This window comes from Halobacteriovorax sp. BALOs_7 (assembly GCF_003612895.1).
Lineage (GTDB): Bacteria > Bdellovibrionota > Bacteriovoracia > Bacteriovoracales > Bacteriovoracaceae > Halobacteriovorax_A > Halobacteriovorax_A vibrionivorans.
Map to the genome: position 1 here is coordinate 646249 of NZ_CP027772.1, position 24582 is coordinate 670830.

At 37.0% G+C, this 24582-nt stretch carries 21 protein-coding genes; 13 read left to right on the forward strand and 8 right to left on the reverse strand.

Annotation, left to right across the window (positions count from 1 at the left end; translation table 11 throughout):
- Nucleotides 1-54: 54 nt before the first annotated feature.
- On the forward strand, nt 55-717 hold the full coding sequence (locus BALOs_RS03165) for a hypothetical protein (RefSeq protein WP_115361536.1): 663 nt from the start codon (nt 55-57) through the stop codon (nt 715-717).
- Nucleotides 718-727: 10 nt separating this feature from the next.
- Here BALOs_RS03165 and BALOs_RS03170 read toward each other — a convergent pair whose 3' ends face one another.
- Nucleotides 728-1876 carry a S8 family serine peptidase gene (locus BALOs_RS03170; protein ID WP_115361534.1) on the reverse strand — a complete coding sequence of 383 codons (1149 nt, stop codon included), beginning with the start codon at nt 1874-1876 and terminating at the stop codon, nt 728-730.
- A 292-nt stretch (nt 1877-2168) separates the two neighbouring features.
- Here BALOs_RS03170 and BALOs_RS03175 point away from each other — a divergent pair, with 292 nt between their 5' ends.
- Nucleotides 2169-2387: a hypothetical protein gene (locus BALOs_RS03175; protein ID WP_133296928.1), complete on the forward strand. Its 219-nt coding sequence runs from the start codon at nt 2169-2171 to the stop codon at nt 2385-2387.
- A gap of 74 nt (nt 2388-2461) precedes the next feature.
- Here BALOs_RS03175 and BALOs_RS03180 read toward each other — a convergent pair whose 3' ends face one another.
- The 6 genes from BALOs_RS03180 to ruvX all read right to left on the reverse strand — a co-directional run bounded on the left by BALOs_RS03180 (nt 2462) and on the right by ruvX (nt 11279).
- Nucleotides 2462-2833 (reverse strand): TraR/DksA family transcriptional regulator, encoded by a 372-nt coding sequence (locus BALOs_RS03180; protein WP_115361530.1) that lies wholly within the window; start codon nt 2831-2833, stop codon nt 2462-2464.
- Nucleotides 2834-3168: 335 nt separating this feature from the next.
- Nucleotides 3169-6798 carry a hypothetical protein gene (locus BALOs_RS03185; RefSeq protein ID WP_120404233.1) on the reverse strand — a complete coding sequence of 1210 codons (3630 nt, stop codon included), beginning with the start codon at nt 6796-6798 and terminating at the stop codon, nt 3169-3171.
- 140 nt (nt 6799-6938) lie between these two features.
- The gene (locus BALOs_RS03190; RefSeq protein WP_115361526.1) at nt 6939-8492 is read right to left on the reverse strand and encodes a hypothetical protein; all 1554 of its coding nucleotides are present in this window, start codon (nt 8490-8492) and stop codon (nt 6939-6941) included.
- A 128-nt stretch (nt 8493-8620) separates the two neighbouring features.
- Nucleotides 8621-9718, reverse strand: coding sequence for a FliG C-terminal domain-containing protein (locus tag BALOs_RS03195; RefSeq protein ID WP_120404234.1), 1098 nt, complete (start codon nt 9716-9718; stop codon nt 8621-8623).
- A gap of 13 nt (nt 9719-9731) precedes the next feature.
- The gene (gene mltG / locus BALOs_RS03200; protein ID WP_115361521.1) at nt 9732-10787 is read right to left on the reverse strand and encodes an endolytic transglycosylase MltG; all 1056 of its coding nucleotides are present in this window, start codon (nt 10785-10787) and stop codon (nt 9732-9734) included.
- Nucleotides 10788-10820: 33 nt separating this feature from the next.
- Nucleotides 10821-11279, reverse strand: a complete 459-nt coding sequence (gene ruvX, locus BALOs_RS03205; protein ID WP_120404235.1) for a Holliday junction resolvase RuvX — start codon at nt 11277-11279, stop codon at nt 10821-10823.
- A gap of 213 nt (nt 11280-11492) precedes the next feature.
- On the opposite strand from ruvX, the gene rho reads away from it, so the two are divergent.
- From rho to BALOs_RS03240, 7 genes are all read left to right on the forward strand, one after another.
- Nucleotides 11493-12740, forward strand: coding sequence for a transcription termination factor Rho (gene rho, locus BALOs_RS03210; protein ID WP_115361517.1), 1248 nt, complete (start codon nt 11493-11495; stop codon nt 12738-12740).
- Nucleotides 12741-12767: 27 nt separating this feature from the next.
- A complete protein-coding gene (gene prfA, locus BALOs_RS03215) occupies nt 12768-13832 on the forward strand; it encodes a peptide chain release factor 1 (RefSeq protein ID WP_115362293.1) in 1065 nt (354 codons plus the stop codon).
- Nucleotides 13833-13843: 11 nt separating this feature from the next.
- Nucleotides 13844-14728 (forward strand): HemK/PrmC family methyltransferase, encoded by an 885-nt coding sequence (locus tag BALOs_RS03220; protein WP_162929510.1) that lies wholly within the window; start codon nt 13844-13846, stop codon nt 14726-14728.
- Entirely contained in the window at nt 14721-15971 is a 1251-nt protein-coding gene (gene murA / locus BALOs_RS03225; RefSeq protein ID WP_115361513.1) for a UDP-N-acetylglucosamine 1-carboxyvinyltransferase, read from the forward strand. Before BALOs_RS03220 ends, murA begins: the two co-directional genes overlap by 8 nt.
- Nucleotides 15972-15981: 10 nt before the next feature.
- Nucleotides 15982-16317: an HIT domain-containing protein gene (locus BALOs_RS03230; protein WP_120404237.1), complete on the forward strand. Its 336-nt coding sequence runs from the start codon at nt 15982-15984 to the stop codon at nt 16315-16317.
- A gap of 94 nt (nt 16318-16411) precedes the next feature.
- Nucleotides 16412-17419, forward strand: coding sequence for a hypothetical protein (locus BALOs_RS03235; RefSeq protein ID WP_120404238.1), 1008 nt, complete (start codon nt 16412-16414; stop codon nt 17417-17419).
- A 10-nt stretch (nt 17420-17429) separates the two neighbouring features.
- Nucleotides 17430-18470 carry a hypothetical protein gene (locus BALOs_RS03240; protein WP_120404239.1) on the forward strand — a complete coding sequence of 347 codons (1041 nt, stop codon included), beginning with the start codon at nt 17430-17432 and terminating at the stop codon, nt 18468-18470.
- Nucleotides 18471-18499: 29 nt separating this feature from the next.
- On the opposite strand, the gene ileS is transcribed toward BALOs_RS03240, so the two are convergent.
- On the reverse strand, nt 18500-21631 hold the full coding sequence (ileS, locus tag BALOs_RS03245) for an isoleucine--tRNA ligase (RefSeq protein ID WP_120404240.1): 3132 nt from the start codon (nt 21629-21631) through the stop codon (nt 18500-18502).
- 147 nt (nt 21632-21778) lie between these two features.
- Between ileS and BALOs_RS03250 the strand changes: the two genes are divergently transcribed.
- Genes BALOs_RS03250 through BALOs_RS03265 form a run of 4 tightly spaced genes read left to right on the forward strand, consistent with a single transcriptional unit; the run spans nt 21779 to nt 24579 of the window.
- Nucleotides 21779-23218: a hypothetical protein gene (locus BALOs_RS03250; RefSeq protein ID WP_133296927.1), complete on the forward strand. Its 1440-nt coding sequence runs from the start codon at nt 21779-21781 to the stop codon at nt 23216-23218.
- Nucleotides 23202-23756, forward strand: coding sequence for a nucleoside triphosphate pyrophosphatase (locus tag BALOs_RS03255; protein ID WP_240406488.1), 555 nt, complete (start codon nt 23202-23204; stop codon nt 23754-23756). The genes BALOs_RS03250 and BALOs_RS03255 overlap by 17 nt, the downstream gene beginning before the upstream one ends.
- A complete protein-coding gene (locus tag BALOs_RS03260) occupies nt 23735-24100 on the forward strand; it encodes a DUF167 domain-containing protein (protein ID WP_120404243.1) in 366 nt (121 codons plus the stop codon). The genes BALOs_RS03255 and BALOs_RS03260 overlap by 22 nt, the downstream gene beginning before the upstream one ends.
- On the forward strand, nt 24097-24579 hold the full coding sequence (locus BALOs_RS03265) for a hypothetical protein (protein ID WP_120404244.1): 483 nt from the start codon (nt 24097-24099) through the stop codon (nt 24577-24579). Before BALOs_RS03260 ends, BALOs_RS03265 begins: the two co-directional genes overlap by 4 nt.
- The last annotated feature ends 3 nt before the right edge of the window (nt 24580-24582 follow it).

Here is a 24582-nt window from a genome sequence, read left to right on the forward strand (position 1 = left end):
TTATATATGATTTAACATTTGCCAATACTAACCTTATGAAATTACAATATTCTTATGGATACAGAATTTCTAAACGACGTACAAAAACATCAACATCTCTTCAAGGACGAAGTACTTGCACAGGAAGTGCATCTTATAACTTGCCCTAAGTGCAATAGCGATAATATTAAAAATGATCGCTGCCAAATGTGTGATTATGATTTATCTTTTAATCCCCTTGGCTCACCTTTAGGGGAGAAGAGCTTTTACACTTTTCGTGAAAAGTACTGGCAAACTCTTAGTCCTCTAGAAATGGAGAACCCACAAATCTTTAAAGGTGATGTGAAGTTCAAGAAGTTTTTAGTAAAAGTACGTCGTCGCTATAATAATCTCTTAGACTATTTCTACAGTGAAGCATCAAAATCAGATGAACTGCGCCCTCTTTATCTTCAAGAACTCGCAGATATTGTCATTGAGATGATGAACTCTGGAGTTAGTGAGCAAGAGATTTGGCATCCATACGCTCAAAGAGGTATTGAAGAATTCTCTTTGTACGAGCGAATTAAGGCCGCAATAGGAGAGTCTAAAGACCAAAGTACTAAGGAGCAATACGAGAACTTCTTTAATTATAAAATGATGGGAGTTTTTAAGGTTTCTTATGTGCTTTATGGAATGCTTGTGGCGGTATTTTTGATTAGTATGACCCTTGCGCTTACGTCCTATTTTAGGGCCATCTAGTATTTGAAAATTATTTTCTGATAATTACTTTTGGAGTGTTTGCAACATCTCTTCTACTTGCTCTTGTTTTTGCAAGCTGACCGTTTGTTTTATCATTAAGCTTTGTTGCTAAATCAATTGCAGCTGTCGCATCTAGACGTCCTGAAGACTTAACCTTTCCATTAAAAGTAATCTCTTTCTTAGCAGTGATTGAGATGATCTTCTTAATTTGCTTAGCAGTAAGTCCTGGGTAGCCAGCTTTAAGCATTGCTGCAACACCTGAAACAAATGCAGTCGCTTGAGATGTTCCTGTTAGAAGACCATTTCTCTGAGTTGGAATAGCAGAGTTGATCTTATAACCTGGAGCCGATACATCAACAGTCTCAACACCCCAGTTAGAAGAGTTAAGGATTTGCATTGATTGGTTATGTGCAGTTACAGTAATAATATTTGAAAGCTTATAACTTGCTGGGTAGTAAGCAGACTTTGAATTATCAATATTCTCTTGCTCGTTACCAGCAGCAGCTACTACGATAATACCTTTTCTTTCGGCCTTTTTAAGAATTTCTAATTCTTCTAAATCTGGCTCTGGTCCACCACCTGAGTAGTTAATAATATCAACACCAAGATCAACAGCATAACGAAGGGCCTTGATCGTTGAATTTAAGTTGTCTTTCCCAGAAGCATTTCTGTTGTAATACTTAAGAGGAAGAATCTTAACGTTTGGAAAAACAGACTTGATAATACCTGAAACGTGAGTTCCGTGACGGTTCTTATCATATGGAGTCTTTACATTCTTTGCACCTTTAGAAAAATCTAATCCAAAGTTTGAAAGACCTGCTTGTCCTTTTGGTACATATAAGTTGTCTTTAAGGAATGGGTGAGTTGGATCAATTCCTGTATCGATAACAGCAACAACAACATCTTGTTTTGCTTGTAGCTTCTTCAGTGCACCTGGAAGATTAATAGAACCTTTATCAAAAGAGTTCTTTACACCCCAGCTTGAAAAACGTGAGTGAAGTACATCAGTTTTTGTCGTTGTGCTTTGATATTCTTTTTTGAAAACACGTGCTCTTAACTGATCAAGAGTTAGCTTCTTTCCAGAATCTTGTGCAAAAGTTGAAGATGCAACTAATGTTGAAATAAGTAGGAATGATTTTAGGTTTAATTTAAGTTTCAAGAGTGCTCCTTATGTCTAAACTCAAACTCACTATATATAATGCAGGCTTGATGCCAACACTAATATAGTGATTCTACCTACTTAAGTTGTTCACCTATAGTCAGTATGGATAGTTTATAGATAGGTGTCAAAATCTTATACACTTTTGTTTTAGTGGTGTCCTAAAAGAAGGCCAAAAAGCCACCGTGTTCATCGCTCTACTATAGTAAGTCACCGAAATTATTATACCAAAATTTGGCATCTCATGTGCTTATTTATGAACGTAGAAGAAGTTACCATGGAGGGTAGTTTAGTGAAAACAATATGGACATTATCAATTAGCATTTTCTTATTTGCTTACATTATGATTGTCGCGCCAATTAACAACACAGTGTCATCTCCCACTAGTCCAAAAGTGAATGAGATCATTAAAACCAATCAGAAAATCAAAAAGATATTGAGGAAGGATATTTCTAAATTTGTCTATATCAAGAAAGAGAAGTTTCATGTAGATGAAAGTATTGCTTTCTAAGATTAGGAGACAGGAAAAACAAAAGCCTGCGTATGCAGGCTTTTATTACTAACATTTGGAATATGTAAAAAGTCTTAACCGACTCTTCGCATGTGTTGTTCTTCACGCTCTCTTTCTTCAGCGTGAGTGATACATAATTCGGCCCATGGCTGGTTCTCAAGCCTTTTAGCACCGATTGGCTCATCACAGTCTTCACAGTGACCATAAGTCCCGTCTTCCACGCGATGAAGGGCCTCTTCAATTAAACGAAGCTTGTGCATAGCACGGGCTCTCATATTGAATGTAACCTGTTGATTAATAACTGCGTTGGCAACGTCTCCCTCATCAGGTAGGTCATCCGTTGACATCTTTAAATCTTCTGTACTCGTCAGAATACCACCGTTAAGAATTTCCGCCTTAGCCGCTAGTAGTTTCTTTTTGAAATGTTCCAATTTTTCAGCTTCCATTTAGTCCTCCTCCTTAACGAAGTAAAACAAGCAAAGATTTTCTAATTGCCTTCCTATTAATTTTACCCTTGATTTTATTTAGCTCAAAAGTAATTTTTATTATGGGCAATAGTTGCTTTAAATTTATATTAAATAGTTGCCTCAAAACCTCTGTCTTTTTCCTATAAAATCTAGTGAGACAAAAGCTTTGGCTGTCTATTGTAGGCTTACATCGTCATGCGGTGGGAATTATTTAGTAAATTTTCCTTAAGCTAATGAAATCGGTAAGTTCTGCCGGATAAAAAAAGAGGACGCTGAACGCGTCCTCGCTATTTCTGCCAATTTATCATGGCATCTTAATCATAAATTTCTTCTGTTATATACTCGCGGTCTAAGCGTACAGTGCCTACTGTAGCATCGTGAATAAAGTAGTCATCAAATGATGTCGTTCCAATATCGGCTAAGCTTGTTGCACCGTTATTTGTAAAGGCAGTTCCTTGAATATACTGGCCGCCATCAAAGAAGGCATAGGCATTACTAATTAGAGAATCTGTTGAAGCACCTAAATTCGCAAGATTTTCATCGTTTGTAATAGCACCAGGATTATCTCCGTTGACATCACCAATAAAGAGAACATTTTCATAAGAAGTGTATATCCCACTTGCAATGGAAGCACCAAAGAAGGCGCTTGATGAAGTTGAAGTCGTAACACTTTCACCAATAAATTTATTTCCTACTACTTCAACATTCTTAAATGGAAATGTTGTACTTGAAGGTAGGTAGATGTAACCGACGAGTCCAGCAGACTTACTAGCATCAATCGTATTATTTATGATACTTATGTTTTGAAAACGAGCAGCATCTTCTCCATTATCTGAATTAAAATATCCAATAAAAGGTGAGGCGCCCTTGCAATCACTTCCGCTCGGCATTGTTATATTTGTATTAGAAACAGAGAGATTGAAAAGTTGTGGGTCTCCATTTCCGTCCCATTGTCCAGATGTTGAAAGTTGCCCAATTAAAACTCCTGATCCGTTGTAAGTCATAGGAGAGCATTTAAAAGTAACATTTCCACCTTTTAAATTGAGGTTTTTAATTCTTCCGTAGCTAACATGAGGGAAGATTCCGTTATTAGGCATTAATGTTGATAAGACAGAGTAATCATTAGTGAAGTTTGAAATAGTATATCCATTTCCATCAAAGTCTCCCTCAAATGGTGTGTTTGTAGGTGATAATTGAAGGAAGTCTCCACCCATATCAATATTCGTTGTAAGTCGCCATGAGAACTTTGCGCCAATTGAAGTATTCACAAAACCAATATCCGACTTAGCTTTAATTAAGAAGGGGCTACTTTCAGATCCATTTATAATGGATCTCCCATTTGAGTCAAAGAGCATATATTTATTTAGAAATAGATCAAGTTTTGAATCTCCAGCTAGTGTGTAGAGAGGGTGATCGTTTAGTGATGCTGGAAATGGACTTGAACCAAAAGTTCCATATGTAAAAGCATACTGGTTTGTATTATCACCGTAGTAAGTAAGAGTTTCACTCAAAGGAGAAGTACTTGTGTATCCGGAAAAAAGAACTTCATCTAAATAAAAGTTTGTTGAAATATTTGCAGAAGTCAGATCGTTAATAAAACCGATAAAGTAGGGCCTTGAAGCTCCTGCTGTTTTTATATCTGAAATATCTGCATAAACACCTGTCGCAGAGAAGTTTAGTGCTGTTGTATTAAATAGGCCAACGATAGAGCCTGCTGCATTAACTGTTGAGTGACCTTTAACTGAGGAGATACTTCCTCTATTAGAAGAGGTGCTGATACTTAGAGATGAGCCTGCTGTTGAATTTAGGAGGCTTCCAACAATACCTCCAACTCCCTCATTCGAACTTGAACCTATAGCTCCTGTAATTTGTCCTCGGTTTGTTACAGTGGAAAGATATACATTGGTAAAGTTATCTATTGATAATCCTCCAATGATACCTCCTGCACTTCCATCTGCTAGTACTGTTGCATTATTTAAAGTTGTTTGGATACTTGCAGAATTGGTATTTGATTCAAAATAGAGATGACCTATAATTCCACCAGCATTTTTTAAATTCGTATTTATGTTTCCTGTTACTATTGAACCACGTATATATAATTCATCAGGATTAAAAACTTTTCCAACAAGTCCTCCTGCTCCTTGAATGGCCCCATATCCAAGATTACTTAAGATATTTGTATGAATATTATTATCATTTAAATGAAGTTTACCCATTGAATTTGCGGCCGTTGATTGATGTTGGCCAAGGAGTCCTCCAATTATTCGAGGAGGGCTTGAAGTAAAAGTATTTGTAATTGAATATTTGTTAGACCAAGTATCAATTGTCGTTTGGTTTTCAGAAAGGCCAATGAGACCACCAATTGATTGGTTTGCATTTGTAGAGTCGACTTCAATAAAGATATCGCCTTCAATACGATCAAATCTAAAGGTTCTATTTGTTGCTGTCTCTGTGTTTCCTGAAGTCGCCGCTCCAATCAGTCCACCAATATAATTAGCATTAGTTCCAGATAACCCGTTACATGTTAATTTGAAATTTGAGAATGTTATTTTTTCAAAGTCAACTTCTGCATAAACTTGAGACCCTGCTCCAGTATAGTAAACTTGGTTAAATAGAGCACCACAAGTATCACCTATACTTGTTCCATCGGGAATAAAAGATGGTGAAGAGTTTGTCATGTGGCCAGTAAGGTTGATGCTATAGAATTCTGAATCATACTTGAGCATTTTTGCAATAACAGGACCATCTGTAATAGAGCTAACATCAATATTTAAATGTTCTATACCTGCTGAATAGTCGAGAACATTACTTCCAAGTGAGAAAAATAAGCTCCCTGGAAGACCTTTGATATGTGGAATATTCGTTTCTGACATCCAAATATCTCCTTCAATATAACCTGAAAAGTGTGTTGAAGAAGCTGTTGTTGGTGGCGTTCCACCAAAGTCTATCGTTTGACCGATAATAAATTCTTTATCTGGATAATTTGCGATTTCATTGAATTGATTTACAGTACAAATGACATTTGAATTTTTTGTTATGGCCGCACCATTTGCAAAAGGTGCAGCAGTTAGTGCGCCAGGAAAATTACAAGAATTAATTCCTATCATAAAGTCTAATCCAGCATCACTTTTTTTGATTTTAAAATACTTATCATTAGGTATATCAGCAGGTCTTGGTGGACGTCGTGTAACGGAGTCTCCACCAACAGGACATCCAGGTAACCGATACGCAGTGACTTCTATTGGAGTTTTATATCCGGCCTCTCCTTGAACAATATCAGATATATCTGAAACTCTATATTGAAAATATTCTTCGTTTTCTGTTCCTGGAGCATAGACATCAACACATTCTGAAGTAAGAGAGAGTGCGTTGTTTAAGTTTCCGTCCGCATCAATACTTAGGTATTTAACTTTTAGAGACCTCGCAATACTTCCTGCTTCGCCACAACTATCTCTTTCTCCAAGTCCCGGTACTTTGACAACACCATGGCATGCTTCAATATTAAAATCGTTATTTGTTGTACCGTCATAGATATTGAGGTTTGTTAAACTTGCACAAGTAGCTTGTGTCATGTTTAGCTGCATTGGAGTTTCATTTTGATCAACGACAGAGGTTATTTGACTACAGTATCTAGTTCCCTTCATCTTTGTTGGAGTTGCTCCATCATGCCAACCAATGGCCTTGACATCGTATGTACCAAAAGGAAGTTCGATATCAATAGTTGAAGGAGATGTTGGGTCAAGTGCGAGTTGAAAACTTTGATTAGAATCGAGATTCTTTCCAATAATTAAAACTCCACCATCAAATGTGTTACTGAGATCTCCAACTAAGAAAGATGATTTTGAAATCGTCACAGTTGTATTAGATGCTTTCTTTGCACAAGATGTAAAAAGAAGAGTTGAAAGAAAAACTAATCCTAAAGCTTTAATGAATTTACGGTGCATACGTTCCCCAAAACATTACTATCCAATACTCTTATCGGTTAATTTAATTTTAATGTTAAGTAGTGAACGCTCTAAATATTATCTAATATTAGCTACTTGTAATTCGAACACTTCTCGAGTTTGGCATAATTATGGGCCAATTAAGGTACGAAATTATAGGGGAGTGTTTCAGTCGTGACATCACCACCACTTTCTAGATGGATGTTTACGTTACCAGTTGCCGAAGTCGTCACAGCAGAAGCATCTAGCTCAACTCGACAAGGAGAACCATTCGTACAGCTTGAAATAATTACGACAGGAACGACTGTTTCACCGGTATTACCAGTAATATCCACTCCTGTAATATTTAACTGAGAGTCGGCCATATTGGTAAGATCAATGAAATTACTAGTCTGATCAGTATTATTAAGACTTCCAAGTGTTCCTTGGGCCTGAGTATAATTAAGTCCCCAAATCGGATCAAAGCCAATAGTGAAAGACTTATTTTCAGAGTAATTGGTACTATTAACAGTGTAATTAGCAACGATATTAAATGTGATTTGACTTCCCATCGCAAAGTGTGGATAAGTCGTACCATCTAATATGATTTGGCCATTGGTAGAATCAAATGAAAAATAACCAGACTCTATCATAGTTGAGGCCGCAGGACATACTTGAGGTGTTGAGACACTTGTCGATGTGTAGTCACATGTATATGAAATGATACCGTCACCGTAATTATCGTCATTGTAAGGGCCATTAATATCAACGACTTCGTATAAATTTCTAACTATTGAATTAGTAGGTAGGCCTGTTATTGCAAATGGTGATAACGGCATTTTGTAGATAAACTTTGTTCCATCACTCCAGTGCCTCGGTAGTCCACTTGCAGCGTCTACTTCACCAATGCTGTTAATTGTGGTAACCGCATTGTTAAAGCCTTTAGAGCAATCCATCGTATTATCAACAGTGTCTTCATATCCTTCCATTCGAATCGGTAGGTGAAACCCACCTGTTAATCTAAATGGAAGTGTAATCCCTGTGGCAGCAAGATCAATATCTAATTTTGCATAGTCTGCCCCGTCGATCAAATTACTATTGGCAGCACTATAACATTCGTTCATTTCACTGGTGAATCGTGCTTGAGTTAGAATTGAATGCTTATCAATAGGTCCTTCATAGAAAGGTATTCCAAATTTAAGAGATAGATTAGTATTATTATATCTAAGGTAGTTACCAGAATCACAAGTTTCAGTTTCACAAATTGAAGCATACTTTACAGTTTGTAATCCATCGATAAATGCTCCACATGGATGTCCTGGATCGACAACTAAATTTGCGTCTGTATCAACTTGGCTAAGATTAAAATTAAGGGTGCTTTGATCTGGGAAAGAAACATTGTTCACAACTGAGCAGTAGAGATTTCCTTTCATCGTTTCACCTGGTGTGGCACCATCCCAACCAAGAATCATAATTTTCCAAATACCGTTATCAAATGTGTGATCAAAAGATGCTGAATTAAGTGGAACAGTATAGAGAAGAGGTGGCTTGTCGCTTGGTCCACCAACTGCGATCATTACAGCACCATTTTCAAATAGTCCTGCCACTTGTGAGAATGAGCCTTGTAGTTTTACTGCTACATTTGAAGTTTTAGCTCCACATGAAGTGAAGGCCAAAAGTAAGATCAAAATTAAAAAGTTTAGATACTTTTTCATAGCTATGTCCCACAAATTAATACTAATATTCATCGTCTTAACTAATAATAAACTTTAGTTAGTCTATTTTAAAAAGTTACGTGATTTCAGTTCTTTATGTACTTGGGGAAGTCTGGTTATGCCAACATTTAGACGTATTTCACAAAAGACTTAGGACTTAGGACAAATGAGCCATCTTTTTCTTTATCACGAATGAATTTTCGAAGCTCATCTTGGGCCTTATTAATTGCCGAGGCCGGCTTTGGTTGGTCGTACTTTTCAAGGAATTCTTCACGAACACCATCTGTTACTTCAGATAATAATTCGTTAATAAGCTCTTTTGAAGACATGCGAAGGGCACATGCCATTAGATCTAAACTAAATTCTAAGAAGAACTCGCGTTTCATATCAATTGTCATATAGCGAAGACGATCGATGTCTTCAACGGATTCATTGATATTGGCCGCAAGCTGTGGATTTTTACTGTAAATAACAGCAAGTTGCTTTTCATAGTCGTCTGGATTTAATCCGTTAAAAAACTTGGTATCAAATCCTTTAAGCTTATTTTGTCTCTTCTTAACTAGAGATCCAATAGAGTCATAGGTTACAGACTCAAGTGTTTGAGTAAATTCAAGTCCAATGCGTAAGAGGTGATTTTGTAATCCTTCTCCCTTTACATGGTAGCGATTAACAGAGGCGACTTTGGCCTCATGCTTTGTTGGAAGTTCTTGGTCTGTGATTGATCGAATATAAATCTTTGTCCCAAGTTGGTACTTATCTTTCTTTTTAGCATCAATGACAAAGGCCAGTCCTCTAAGAGAGATATCGATAATAATATCATTAATAATCTCTTCACTATCTTCAAGAGTGTAAGAGATATTCTTATAGTCAGGGTACTTGTAATTGAAGCGCTCGACACTTCGACGATCGCGACAACGTATTTCACTTGGCGTTTTAAATGAGATACCACCATTTTCTAATTTAAAAATATCTTTTTTAAAAATTAAGTCACCAGCTGGATAGTGGAAGAAGATTGGTGATAAAGGCGCAATACGAGTGTAGAGAGGAGCTGTTTCAGCAGTAAGCTTAATTGAGCACTTCTCACTTGTTACACCAGTGAACTTTGCTTGATAATCTTCTCTGACATCGTCATTGCTTTGCCAGAAGTTGATTGTAACACCTTCTTCGTAAAGGGAAGTAAGCCTCTTTAAAATATAATCTTGATCAAATGATGACCATAACTTCATCTATACTTCCTTACTATTGTTTCTTATTTAAATCACGCCAGCTTCGCCCTTTTCTATTTGCGCGATTCTTTTGCCAGAAGTTTACGGCCTCTCGATGTTGCTTATACGTCTCAGAAAAAACGTGAGTTCCATCATTTTTAGAAACAAAGTATAGATAGCGATGAGTCTTTGGATTAAGTGCCGCTTTTAGGGCCGCATAACCTGGATTAGCAATTGGGCCAACAGGAAGGCCTGAGATTTTATAAGTATTATAAGGAGTTTTCTGTCTTAAGTGTTTCTTTCTAATATTTCCGTTATAGCTTTCCCAGATTCCATAAATTGTTGTTGGATCTGATTGAAGACGCATTCTCTTTTTTAGACGATTATGGAAAACACCAGAAATTGTAGGTCTCTCAAACTTAGCACCAGTTTCTTTTTCTACCATCGATGCAAGAGTTACAATTTGATGCTTCGTTAAATTAACTTTTGAAAAGTCTAAGTCTTTAATCTTATCTTTAAAGTTACTATACATACTTTCAATAATTGCCTTTGGTTCCATCTTCTCATGAAATTGATAAGTATCAGGATATAGATAACCTTCCATACGATTTGCAGGAATCCCAAATGCTTGTGTTAATTTCTTATCTTTAGCGGCCTTAATAAAAGCCTTTTCATCAACGATTTTTTCATCTGCTAAAACTTTGGCAATCTGAAAAAGGTTATATCCTTCAGGAATCGTGACTTTTACAGTTAAGCTTTTACCACTTATTAAAAGTTTTAGAAGTTCACTCATTGTAATCCCTTCTGGGATGACGTAGCGACCTGCTTTAAAGTCTGTTAGATGCCCTTCAAATTTCACGTAACGGTGAAATAGGCGAGGAGAATAGATCAATTTATCTTGGGCCAAACGGTAATTGATTGTACCAAATGTATCACCGCTATTTATTTGAAATTCTGTCTGTGGGCCAGAATATCCCCAATGATAAATATTGTAATAAGTGTGTGCCACTAAGAGTGTAATTGCGAACGCTGGTGCCAGCACCAAAAATATAAATAAATGTTTCTTTGTCATAACAATAGGATATCTCATTTTTGGACTTTGTGAAATTATCTTCTTTGAATTTTAACTACGGATAAAATCTTCAAGAATGATAACAGCACTTAGCTCATCAATTTTTGTTGGATCGTATTGAAAATTGAACTCTGGAGAATTTTCCATGCGCTCTTTGGCGGACTTAGTCGTAAGAGTTTCGTCTTGCTGATAGAATTTTATCGTAGGAAATCTCTCAACTAATGCGTTAAATAATGCCTTGTGCTCTTTTGTCTTGTCACTTTCGTTACCATCGACGTAGTAGGGAATTCCCATGACAATAACTTCAACCACTAGGTCTTCAATGATAGCTTCAAGCTCTTTATAAAAGTGGGCCAAACCCTTGTTAATGATACGACCTGCTCCAATTGGAAATGGCTCTCGTCCGGGACAAAAGAAGCCAAGGCCAATAACTTTTTCTCCATAATCTATGGAAAGAATATTGAGGCCTTTTAGTTCATTAAATTTTGGATAGCTTGAAAATTCATTCATATTAGGTATTTATGCGCTTTTTGCTGCTTAAAGTCAACGTCAATGTTAGCTTGACTAGCAAGGGGTGACAGTTTATGATGAATTTATCTACTAAAATCATTACCAATGAAATTAATCTACATCGTCCATGTCTAAATGGGCCGACTTACTAGAGGCAATTCTAACTAATATTCAGATATTCAAATTCATATATTTTCAGGAGTAAAACTTTTTATGCATTTAAGTGAATTGAGAGAAAAGAAAATTGAGGACTTAAACAAGCTTGCCGAAAAAGCTAAAATTGAAAACTCGGCAGGTATGAAGAAGCATGAGCTAATCTTTGCTATTCTTAAGGCCCACGCAAAAGATAAACAAGAGATTTTCGGAAACGGTGTTTTAGAAATTCTTCCAGACGGATTCGGATTCTTAAGGTCTCCTGGATATAACTACCTACCAGGTGCCGATGATATTTACGTATCTCCGAGCCAGATTAGAAAATTCTCTCTTAAAAAAGGTGACTCTGTTGAGGGACAAATTCGTCCACCAAAAGATAATGAAAGATACTTTGCACTTCTTAAAGTAAGTACGATCAACGATCAAGATCCAAAAGCTCACAAGAAGACAGTTCTTTTCGATAACTTAACGCCTCTTTATCCTGAAAAGAAAATTAACCTTGAATATAATCCAACAAATTATTCAACTCGTATGATTGATATGTTTGTTCCTCAAGGTTTTGGACAACGTTGTCTAATCGTTGCTCCACCAAAAGCAGGTAAGACTCACTTACTTCAAGATGTTGCCAATGCAATTACTGAAAATCATCCGGAAGCCGTACTAATTGTTCTTCTAATTGATGAAAGACCAGAAGAAGTAACAGATATGAAGAGAAACGTTGATGCTGAGGTTGTATCAAGTACATTTGATGAACCAGCAAATCGTCACGTACAAGTTGCTGAGATGGTTCTTGAGAAATCAAAGCGCCTAACAGAAGCTGGAAAAGACGTTGTTATTCTACTCGATTCAATTACTCGTCTTGCCCGTGCATATAATACTGTTGTTCCACCATCTGGAAAGATTCTTTCTGGTGGGGTTGACTCAAATGCTCTACACAGACCAAAGAGATTCTTCGGTGCTGCTAGAAATATTGAAAACGGTGGATCACTTACAATCATCGCTACTGCACTTGTTGATACAGGTTCAAGAATGGATGAAGTTATCTTTGAGGAATTCAAAGGTACTGGTAACTCTGAAATTCAACTTGATAGAAAGCTTCTTGAAAAGCGTATCTTCCCAGCTCTTGATATCAATAGATCATCGACTCGTAAGGAAGACCTTCTTATGGAGCCACTAGATCTTCAAAGAACATATGTTCTAAGAAAAGTACTTCACCCAATGAGTACAATTGATGCAATGGAGTTCATGCTTCAGAGACTGACGAAGACTAAGACAAATAACGAATTCATGGAGTCTATGAATAGTTAATTGAAGTAAAAAGGATTTTAAATGAGTATGTTTGATAAGCTTGATTCAGTAGTACAACGTTTCGAAGTACTAACTGAAAAAATGGCAGACCCGACATTATATGAAAGACAAACTGAATTTAAGCAAATCTCTGAAGAGAGATCAAACTTAGAGGACGTTGTTGTTGCTTATAAGAAATATAAGCAAATAAAAGAGGATATTGCCGAAGCAAAAGAGATGCTTAAGGAAAGTGATCCTGATATGAAAGAGATGGCAAAAGAAGTTCTCGATGAGAACGAGCCATTGATTCCAGATTTAGAGGAGGAGTTAAAACTTCTTCTACTTCCAAAAGATCCTTTAGATAATAAAAACTGTATGGTTGAGATTCGTGCCGGTGCCGGAGGGGACGAGGCCTCGATTTTCTCAGCTGACGTTTTAAGAATGTACCAAAATTATGCTCGTGCACTTGGATGGAAAGTTGAAATCGAATCACTTTCCGAAAATGACGAAGGGATTAAAGAAGTTATCTTCTCAATCTCAGGAGAGAAAGTTTACTCAAAAATGAAATATGAATCAGGGGTTCACAGAGTTCAACGTGTTCCAAAGACTGAATCACAAGGTCGCGTTCACACATCAACTATCACAGTTGCAGTAATGCCTGAAACTGATGATCTTGAGTGGGAACTTGATATGAATGATGTTCGTGTTGAAGTTATGCGTGCATCTGGTTCAGGTGGACAGCACGTTAACACGACAGATTCAGCGGTTCGTATGACTCACATTCCGACAGGAATTGCGGTTTATAACCAAGATCAAAAGTCACAGCTTAAGAATAAAGAGAAGGCAAAGAAGATTCTTGCCGCTCGTATCTTCGATAAGATGCTTCAAGAGAAGAATGCTGAAGAAGCTGCGGAAAGAAAGGGACTAATTGGAACGGGAGATCGTTCTGAGAGAATTAGAACTTATAACTTTCCACAAGGGCGTCTAACAGATCACCGTATTGGTCTAACACTTTATTCTCTTGATAAGATTATTGAAGGAGATCTTGCTCCTGTTATTGATGCACTTATTGCTCATAATCAAGCAGAACTTCTTAAAGGCCAAGAGGAATAAAGGAGAGTTGTGTGAGCTTCACCACTCTCGGCGACTACATCAGCTCTTTCTATAATGAGAATAAGCAATTCTTAGAGGCGAACTACCCTGGAATAAGCTTAGGAAGATTAAAGCTAGAGCTGAAAAACTTTTGTCGTATTCTCGATTCACAATTTGATGACATCTACATTTCTGAAAATAAGGGTGTCATTGAAGAATTTCTAAAAAAAGTTAAGCAGGGAATCCCCCTCGAATATATTAGCAATCGATCATTCTTCTATCGCTCCTCATTCTACATAAATGAAAATGTTCTCATTCCACGCAGTGAAACTGAGATCATGGTGGAGTGGACGGCCGAATACATTAGAAAGAATAAATTAGATCATATAAAGATTGCGGATATTGGTACCGGAAGTGGTGCCATCGCGCTAAGTCTTGCAGGGGAGATTGGTGAAATTGATGCCGAGATCATTGCAAGTGATATTAGTGAGAAGGCTTTGGATGTTGCTCGTGCAAATAAATTCTTTCATCGCTACCGTTATCCAAAAACAGTAAAATTAAAATTTCAACAATCAGATCGCATGGAAAATATTCCAGGAGATCTGGATATCATTATTACGAACCCTCCTTATATCAAAGAAAATGCTGACTTAAGTGAAGTACATGGACAAGTTCATTCATTTGAACCTCACTTGGCCCTTTACTTAAAAGATCAGGATTACGATAATTGGTTTAAAATTTTCTTTGATCAGGCACAGAAAAAGCTTAAAAATGGCGGGCTGTTCATTATGGAAGGTAGTGAATTGCATCTGGAAAGATTAAAAGATATCTTAGGGGAATATAACTTTGGCGAACTTGAGTTAATCAAGGACTATACTGATCGCTATCGTTTTTTAAAAGGAAGAAAGAATGGATAAAATCATAGTTAAAGGCCCAGCGAGACTGTCTGGAGAGGTTGAGATATCTCCTGCTAAGAATGCATACCTACCAATTTTAGCGGCAATTCTTTTAACGGATAAGAAAGTGACTCTCACAAATCTTCCAAAGCTTCGTGACATTAATACAATGCTTAAGCTTCTTGAGATGATGGGGGTTGAATGTAATAGAGATGGTAAGAATGTTACTTTTGATGCTTCTTCACTAAGCTCACATGAGGCCACTTATGAGCTCGTAAAAACAATGCGTGCTTCTATCTTTGTTCTAGGTCCTCTTCTTTCACGCCTTGGAAAGGCAAAGGTTTCTCTTCCAGGTGGTTGTGCTATTGGGACACGTCCTATTGATATTCACTTAGATAATCTTGAGAAGATGAATGTGAAGATCGAAATGAAAAATGGTTTTGTCTTTGCTGAAACTGATCATCTAACTGGTGCACTTGTTAAGTTAAAATTCCCATCAGTAGGTGCCACTGAGAATCTTATGATGGCCGGTGTTTTTGCTGACGGACAAACTATTATTGAAAACGCAGCAATGGAGCCAGAGATTGATGACCTGGCAAATTTTCTAAACTCTCTAGGTGCAAAAGTCTCTGGGATTGGAACGTCTCGCCTTGTTATTGATGGAGTGAAGGAATTAAATGGCGGAACTTATCAAGCAATAGGTGATCGTATTGAAGCGGCAACTTATATTATTGGTGGATTAATGACTAAGTCTGAGATGACTGTAAAAAACTTTAATCCAAAACACCTTTTTAATGTTCTTGAAAACCTTCAGGGGATGGGAGCTAAGCTAGAAATTGGTGACAACTACGTTAAGACATATCCTTCATCTCTTAAAGGATCAAAAGTTATAACTGAGCCATTTCCAGGTTTCCCAACAGATGTACAAGCACAGATGGTTGCTCTTCTAACTGTTGTTGAAGGGAACTCTCTTGTGACTGAAAATATTTTTGAAAACCGTTTCATGCACGTACCTGAGTTAACACGTCTTGGTGCAAGTATTGAGCAATTGGGAAGTTCGGTCTTTATTGAAGGTGGACGTCCTCTAACGGCAGCTCCTGTGATGTGTACAGATCTAAGAGCATCAGCTGCTCTTGTTCTTGCTGCTCTTTGTGCTTATGGTGAAACGAAGATTGATCGCGTCTACCACCTACAACGTGGTTATGAAGATTTACCAGAGAAGCTTCAAAAACTCGGGGCCCATGTCGAATTAGTAAACGAATAGGGAGATAGTTATGGATGATTGCTTATTTTGTAAAATTCTAAAAGGTGAAATACCTTCTGATAAAGTATTTGAAAATGATCACGTTATTGGATTTAAAGATATTCAACCTCTTGCAAAAGAGCACTATCTCTTCATCCATCGCAACCACTCTAAGAATGTGAATGAGATGAATCGCGATGATATGGCCCAGGTATTTGATGCTATTAAAGAGTTTACTCAATCAAATGAGCTCGAAAACAATGGCTTCCGAGTCGTTTCAAATATTAATCAACACGGTTGCCAGAGTGTCTTTCATACGCATTTTCATGTACTTGGCGGGGAACAGCTTAAAGGCTTCGGTTCATAGTATTTCAAGTTTAAAAAATATCATTTCAATTTAGAAAAAAAGACTCCTTTGAGAAAAATGTCGCTAAAACGGCCATAAATCAAAGGAGTTTTATATGCGTCTACTATTATTAATAGCACTTATTTCACTAGTATCTTGTGGTAATGAAAATCAAACAAAAGAAGAGAAGTTAACTTATCAGCGTCAAAGCCTTGCTGAGTCGAGTATTCAATGCGTGGGTATTAAGACTGATATTATTGAAGAAAAAATCACATGTCCTACATCTCTAATTAATGAAGAAGCACAATTTCTATTTTCTATTGATGAAGAATTAATTGAGCAAGATAAGTTAAAAAGACATGCTGTTGTTGAGCTAGAAGTTGTAACTCAAAGGCCAATTCAAGCTTATTTTTATCTCGTTTCTAAGTATGGCAAGAGGCTTTCTGAAGATATGCTTTACAATGGTTTCAATTCTATTAAATTTAAGGAACTTAGAATTGGAGACTTTAGTGCACACGACGTTTACCTAAAGATCTCAAACTATCACACAGGAGGAACTCCTGTGGCCGTTGCAAGAATTGAAGATAAGGGATGTGACACTGGACTCTTTAACGTAGAAGATATTAATCTTGATGATCTTCGTGGCCAATGCCCAAATCTAAAATTTATTCCAAATTTTAAAGCAGAAGTTGAATCTCCAAAATTCTATGAGGGCACTAAGAAGTTTCCTAAGATGAAGCGAGTAGATTACAAAGTATATCAAATAACATCAAAGTATCGTTTGTTTGATCACATGACGACTCAACAGGTTCCTGTTGAAAAGCTGTACGAACTTAATAAAACAGAGTTTGGATTTGAGCTTGAGCAAATAGAAGATCGTCTATGTTTCACTGAAGGATTTTATGATCATAAAGTTTATGAAGAAAAGGGAATCTATCTTCCTTTTGGAACTGTTTATGAGAAGGTAAATCGAGGCCTTGAAAATAGTGAAGCAAGTAAACTTTGTAAAAACTGTGGCCTAGGAGTAAATGATCGATCTTTTAGCATGTCTGAAAACCTTGGTGTGAAGAAGTGTTATCCCGTTGAACCAAAATTGGTAGGAACAATCCTAATTAAGGAATAAGGAGAGAGTAATGAAAAAGTTATTAGTATTGGCAACAGTTTTATTTGTATCTTGTAACTCATCAGACAAGGAGAAAATAAATAAAAGTTTTAAATTAGCTTCAAATGAAATGCGACCAACATTCTCGATTGAATGTGAGAGTTTCAGAACTAACTTGGTCTCTAGTGAGAATAAAGTAACTTGTGAAGAAAGTGGCTCAACTAATAGACCAATGTATTTAAGAAATATTAACTCTCAAAAGAGTCTTTCTCTTTATGACCTTACAAACGAAAATGAGATTGAACTAGAAGTTTCATTAGATGAGAATGTAGTTGAAGCGACTTTTATTCTTGTCTCAAAAAATGGTAAAGAGTTATCAAATCAAGCTTACTATCATCAAAATGACAGAAAAATCTTCTTCTATGAAGTAGAAGAAGATGCATTCATTAATCATAAAGTACATCTTAAGACGTTAAGATTAAGGCTTAAGAATGACGAGATAGTAACTTATAATAATGAAGTTGATAATGGATGTGTAACTGGGAAAATTAGTTTAGATGAATTTAAAAGCCTTGTACAACCAGAGCAATGCAAGGGGCTTAAATCACAGACTATTTATACTGGTGCAGTTGTTAAAAGGCCCATTTTTCACGATATAAAAGTATCCGACGTTGGATACCGAAAAGTACCTCAGATAATTATCTCTAAGCCTATACCTCGAAATTGGAAACCATATCGTGTAATCGAAGTACAACATCAATATACAGTAAGATATTTTGACTACTTTGAGGAGTCAGTTGAGAAATTTAACGATTTTTTTACGCGTGACGATTTTGGAAATTTAGAAATTACAAAGTCTAAGGATTGCTTAGTTACAGGAGTCGTTGAATATAGAGACTGGAATCTTAGAACTCGAAGATGGGATGTATTAAATGATGAAACTGTTTACAAACATGTATATGGTGAAATCGAAATTCAGGGAGAAGTCTTAGATGCTGTTGAGGATTATAAGAGACAAGAGTGTTTTGATTTAAAACCAAAACCTGTCGGTTATGTGTTAATTCAAGAATAAAAAAAGCCTCCATTTCGGAGGCTTTTTTATTATGCTTTTGTAATTGTCATTTTTAGATTCTCATCATCAACTTTAAACTCATGCTCAAGAGCATCGCTACTAGCATTAAGACTATTTGCTAGTGTTTCTTTTGTGATGTAGTCAGTGTGAGTTTCAATTGCTTTTGCTAGTAGATCTGTTGCATTAAAGTTTACTTCAATACGATCTTCAACATTGAATCCAGAGTCTTTTCTTGTTCTTTGAATTCTATTGATTACTTCACGTGCAAGACCTTCTAGAATTAATTCTTCATTTAGGTTTGTGTCGATATCAATTGAAATATAACGATTAGATAGGGCCTGTGTTCCTTCTTTGGCCTCTCTAAAAATAAGGATGTCTGAAGGAGCAAATGTTTCACCAGCAAGCTCAAGGCTTCCTTTTTCTTCAAGCTCATTAAGTTCAGCTGCACCTAGTTTTGAGATCATTCCCATAAACTTACCAAATTCTTTTCCTAGGCGTTTACCTAGAACTGGAGAGTTTGGTTTTGCGTATAGCTTGATATAATTATCTTCATCAGTTGTGTACTCAACGCTCTTAACATTAAGTTCTGATTGAATATATCCTTCAAGTTTCTTGATCTCATCTAGAAGAGCTTGGTCTTTGTGAATAACACTTAGACGAGCAAGTGGCGTCTTAACCTTAATTTGAACTTGGTTACGTTTTTGACGTCCAAGAAGGATAATCTGTTGCATTCTATCAACGGCATCTTCAAGAACTGAGTTCTTAAGTTCAGTATTTGCAACAGGGTAGTCGCATAAGTGAACTGATAAGTTCTTCTCACTTGAATCAAATTTCTTAAGCTCACTAAAGATATGCTCAGATAAGAATGGTGCAAATGGTGCCATAGCAATCGTAACTTCTTTTAGTGTTGTAAAAAGAGTTGTGTAAGCTTGCTTTTTATCACTTGTTAGGCCTTCTCCCCAGAAACGTGAACGATTCAGGCGGATATACCAATTTGTTAAATCTTCAATGAAGTTAAAAAGCGCAGGAACAACATTGTAAAGTTGGTACTGTGCCATCTCTGCTTCAATATTTTCTTTAAGAGTTTGTAGTTTTGAGATAACCCAATTGTCAGTGATATTCTCACCACTTTCAGCGTGCTCATCAAAATTCCATCCATCAATTGATGCGTATGTTTGGAAGAATTTAAAAGAGTTTAACCAAGGTAGTAGGGCACGGCGAACCATGTCTTTAACACCAGCGTCAGTGAAGCGTTGTTCTTCACCTTTAACAAGACCAGAGTTAATTAGGTATAGCCTTAGAGCGTCTGATCCGAATTCTTCCATTAGCTCATCAGGAGCTGTGAAGTTTCTTAGAGACTTACTCATCTTCTTACCATCTTCAGCAAGAACTAAACCGTTAACAATAACGTTCTTAAAAGCTGGTTTATCAAATAGGGCAGTTGAAAGGATTGTTAGTGTATAGAACCAACCACGTGTTTGGTCTAAACCTTCAGCAATAAATTCTGCTGGGAATCCGTTTTCAAAGATTTCCTTATTTTCAAATGGGTAGTGAAGTTGCGCGTATGGCATTGAACCAGATTCAAACCAACAGTCAAAGACATCTGGGATACGCTTATACGTTCCTTCTTCACCTTCGATTTTAAAAGTTACTTCATCTGTGTACTCACGGTGAAGATCTGTAAGTTCAACCCCTGAAAGCTCTTTTAGCTCTTCGATTGAACCAAGACATTTCATATTTCCAGTTTCATCGTTGATCCAAACTGGAAGTGGAGTTCCCCAAACACGTGTACGAGAAACGGCCCAGTCACGAGCATTCTCAAGCCACTTACCAAAACGACCTGCTTTGATATGACCTGGTACCCAGTGAATTTGCTCGTTGTTTGCAACAAGCTTATCAACGATCTCTTCTACTTTTACATACCACTGTGGGATTGTACGATAGATTAGTGGAGTTCCTGAGCGGTAGCAGAATGGGTAAGGGTGCACGAGGTTTCCGTGATCGTATAATTTTGTATTTTCTTTAAGGTCTTTAATGATTTGTTTATCAGCATCTTTTACGTATTGACCTGCATATGCAGAAACTTCTTTTGTGAATTGACCGGCATCATCGATAGGGCAAACTTCGGCCTTCATTCCAGCTTCTTTACAGACTCTATTATCATCTTCACCAAATGCTGGTGCTTGGTGAACAATACCTGTACCACTATCTGTGGTTACATAGTCATCGTTAAATATTGTAAAAGCGCCTTCTTCTTTTAGATCAGCAAAGAAATCAAAGAGTGGCTCATAGCGAAGTCCAAGAAGTTCACTTCCCTTAAATGATTCACCGATTACTTCAAGGTTGCGCTTCTTTGTATATGCTTCAAGTCTTGCTTCAGCAAAGATGATTGTTACACCACGATCATTATCTTTTACGCGAACATAATCGATATCAGGACCCACACAAAGAGCAAGGTTAGATGGAAGTGTCCATGGAGTTGTTGTCCATGCGGCCACGTAATCAGCACCAGCTTTTTCTGGATCGTCTAATTTGAAAAGAACAGTGATGGCCGGATCTTGAACGTCACGGTAATCAAGGCCTGCTTCAAAGTTTGAAAGCCCTGTTCCAAGACCAGTTGAGTAAGGAACTACTTTTGTTCCCTTGTAAACCATGTCCTTATCCCAAAGAGATTTGAATACCCACCAACATGATTCCATGAAAGTTGGGTCCATTGTCTTATAGTCATTGTCGAAGTCGACCCAACGTCCAAGGCGAGTAACAGTTTTGCGCCATTCAGTTGTGTAGCGATCAACAATTGAGCGACACTCTTGGTTATAACCAGCAACACCAAGTTTCTCTAATGCTTCGTGTGCAGTCATTTCTAATTTCTTATTAATTTCTTGCTCAATTGGAAGGCCGTGTGTATCCCATCCAAATCTTCTTTGAACGTAGCGACCTTTCATTGTCCAATATCTTGGAACGATATCTTTTAGTGTTCCAGCAAGTAGGTGACCGTGGTGAGGAAGACCTGTGGCAAATGGAGGGCCATCGTAGAAAATATATGGCTCTTTTTCCTTTGTTTGCTCAAGTGATTTTTGGAAAATATCGTTTTCTTCCCAAAATTTTAAGACTTCATGTTCTGTGTTAACAAAAGAAAATTGTCCGTTATCCTGACTCATCGTATCAACCTTGTCTGTTAAAGTTTCTGTGTAAATTAATATTTGGCCCAAAATTTAGCACGAAACCTATGATTTTGACAGTTTAGATCGGGCATAAAGTGCCGAAAAAGTCTCAATTTCTTCTTCATTTATGGCCAGGACCAGCTTTTGTCGATGAAGTTTATGATGCTACGTGTTTTATTACTACTCACAATTTACTTTGCGGCCTTCGCAAACCCTGAACTTAAGTTTAAGGATGATCGAAAATCTCTAATTAAATGGGATAAGTTAGAGGCCAAAGACTGGCTCAGTTATGAAAGCTGGAAGGAAGATTTACGCTTTAAAGAAAGCTATCCTCTTTGGCGTGATCTGGCCAAGATGTCTGGTCTAAGAGAAGAGATGGGAAGAGTTATTAAATGTGTAGGCCAATGTACATTATTTCGCGATCTCGGTGAGAATAAAGTTGGTTACCGCTCACTTATTAAAGAAAACGATGATATTGAAACTGGTGTGGATAGTTATCTTTGGTTAATGCTCTTTGATGGAACCCTGATTCGTATGGCGCCAGAGAGCTCGGTTTCTTTTAAAGAAATTAATGTCTTAGAAAAAGAGGTCTTCTTTTACCTAAGAGCAAATGTTGGAAATATGCTTCTAATCTCACGCTCAGAAGAAGAATTGAAAATGAGTAAAAAGAGAGACACTGATGCTGTCTTTCATCCTCTTCCAATCAATCGAACAAATCCAATTGTTTTTGATAAGAATGTATCTCTAAATGAGTACCTATTTGAAGATGATATTCGTTATCGATCTCGTACAAAATTTATAAATGATTTAATTAAAAAAAATAATAAGAAGGTAATGAGAAAGAGTCGATTCTTTATTCAATCGCCTCTCTTTTCATTTGAAGCATATTCTCCTTCTTTTGAAACCTATGTCTCAATTGGTAATGATAGCTATCTTAAGTTTCGAGATGAAGAGCAATTAGGTTATTCTTATAAGAATGAGACAAATCCAAAAGTTAACTTAAGAGGATATGCAAACGAAGAATTTGAGCAATTAAGTAAAGGGACGTGGTATCGTTTTTCTTTTATAAATCGAAACTACTTTATTGTGGAACCAAATGATGTTCTCTTACAAAATGAATTAATGACGAAGAGAATTAATGGTATTTACTATACTCGAGAGATCTTCTTAGAGAGATACGGACAAGTTCTATTTGAGAAATTAGATGAAGTTGGTTATGCAAGGGCCTACGGCATGAGACTGTGGGAAGAGGGTGAACTTGATAATCGTATAAAGTTTCTCTGGAAACATTCAAGACAAATTGAAACCACAAACTTGGCCATTGCTGATCGTTATCGAAAGCAAGTTCTTGCACGAGTTGGCCGACGAGATAAAGATGTCCTTAGGAAAGACTTTTACACTAAGGCACAGGAAAGTTATTATAGAGCAGGAGCAATGGAGAACTCTCGAAGTTATTTTCCAGAGCTTAATTCTGAAAAACTTGATTTATGGAAAAAACTAAATGGCATCAACACTAAAATTTATCCTGGCATCAGGGAGTCCTCGCAGAAAGGAACTTCTATCTTGGATGAAAGTACCAATTGAAATAAAACCTTCTGACGTCGAAGAAATTACTACGAGACAACATCCTAGAGAAATCGTTGAAGAGCTGGCCGAGCTTAAAGGAAGAGATATCGTTTCTCTTACGAAAGACTCGACTCCAAACCACTTTATTGTGGCCTCTGATACTTTGGTTGCAATTGGGGATAAGGTTTTAGGAAAGCCAAAAGATAAGGCCGATGCAAGGGCCATGTTAAATGAGCTTTCCGGTAAAGAGCACGAAGTATACACGGCCGTTTATATGGCATGCGGTGGTAAAGAGAGAACTTTTTCAAAAGTATCTGAAGTTAAGTTCACAGATATTTCTCCTGAAATTTTAGACCTCTATCTGGAAGGTGAAGAGGCGATGGATAAGGCCGGTGCCTATGGAATTCAAGGCCAGGGTCTTTTATTTGTGGAAAACTTAAGTGGCTCATATTCTAACGTTGTGGGATTTCCACTTTCTGATTTTATTGATGAAATGAAGAGCTTTCTGTCTGATCTAGGCTACGACAGCTCTAAGTGGAGAGAAGTATTTCAATAAGTGACTATCTAACACAGTTAGGAATTCATCATCAGGTATTGCGCGATGCAGATGATCTCATTATTGAGATCGATATTTGGGCCAAGCCTGGAGCAAAAGTAGAAAAGCTCGCTATTGCTGATACTGGACATCTCATCGTTAGCACTCAGTCGCCACCTGAAGATGGAAAGGCCAATGCTGGAATTATGAAATTAGTTGCTAAGAAATTTGGTGTCTCTAAAGGAAGCATAGAATTAACGAGTGGCCAACAATCTAAGTTTAAAAAAATGGCCATAACCTTTGTCTTTGCGCATAATAAAGATAGTAATTATTTTTTGGAAAAAATTAAAAAGGCATTAGCTTGAAGTATATAACTTACGCTTTAACATTCATTCTCATTTCAAAGATGGCCGTTGCTCAGCCTCAAGCAAAGACTGACAAAGAGGTTAGTAAAGAGATGTATGATAAGTTGGAAAAGGTTAAAAGTTTTCCACCAGATGATTACGTAACTAAGACGCAGGAATTGAGAAAAGAAATCGATCGCTACATTGAGCTTAAAAAAGGTGTTTGTACTGGGGATTTTTCAACGTTTGTTCTAACGCAAAAAGATCTTGAAGAAAGTCGTAGGAAGCTTACCAGAGTGGAAAAGGACTTGTGCTTCCGCGAGTTGAGAGCATTTCAGGTTACCTACTTAAACAGCCTCTTTATTGCAAAGAAGAACTACCTCAACTTTCTTCACGACCAAAGACTTAAGAAACTGGATGAAATTCGCGACGAGTCTCTGCGTAGCTTGAAATCTACTTACGACAAGCAACTTATTTCACCTAAATCAAAGAAGAGATAGACT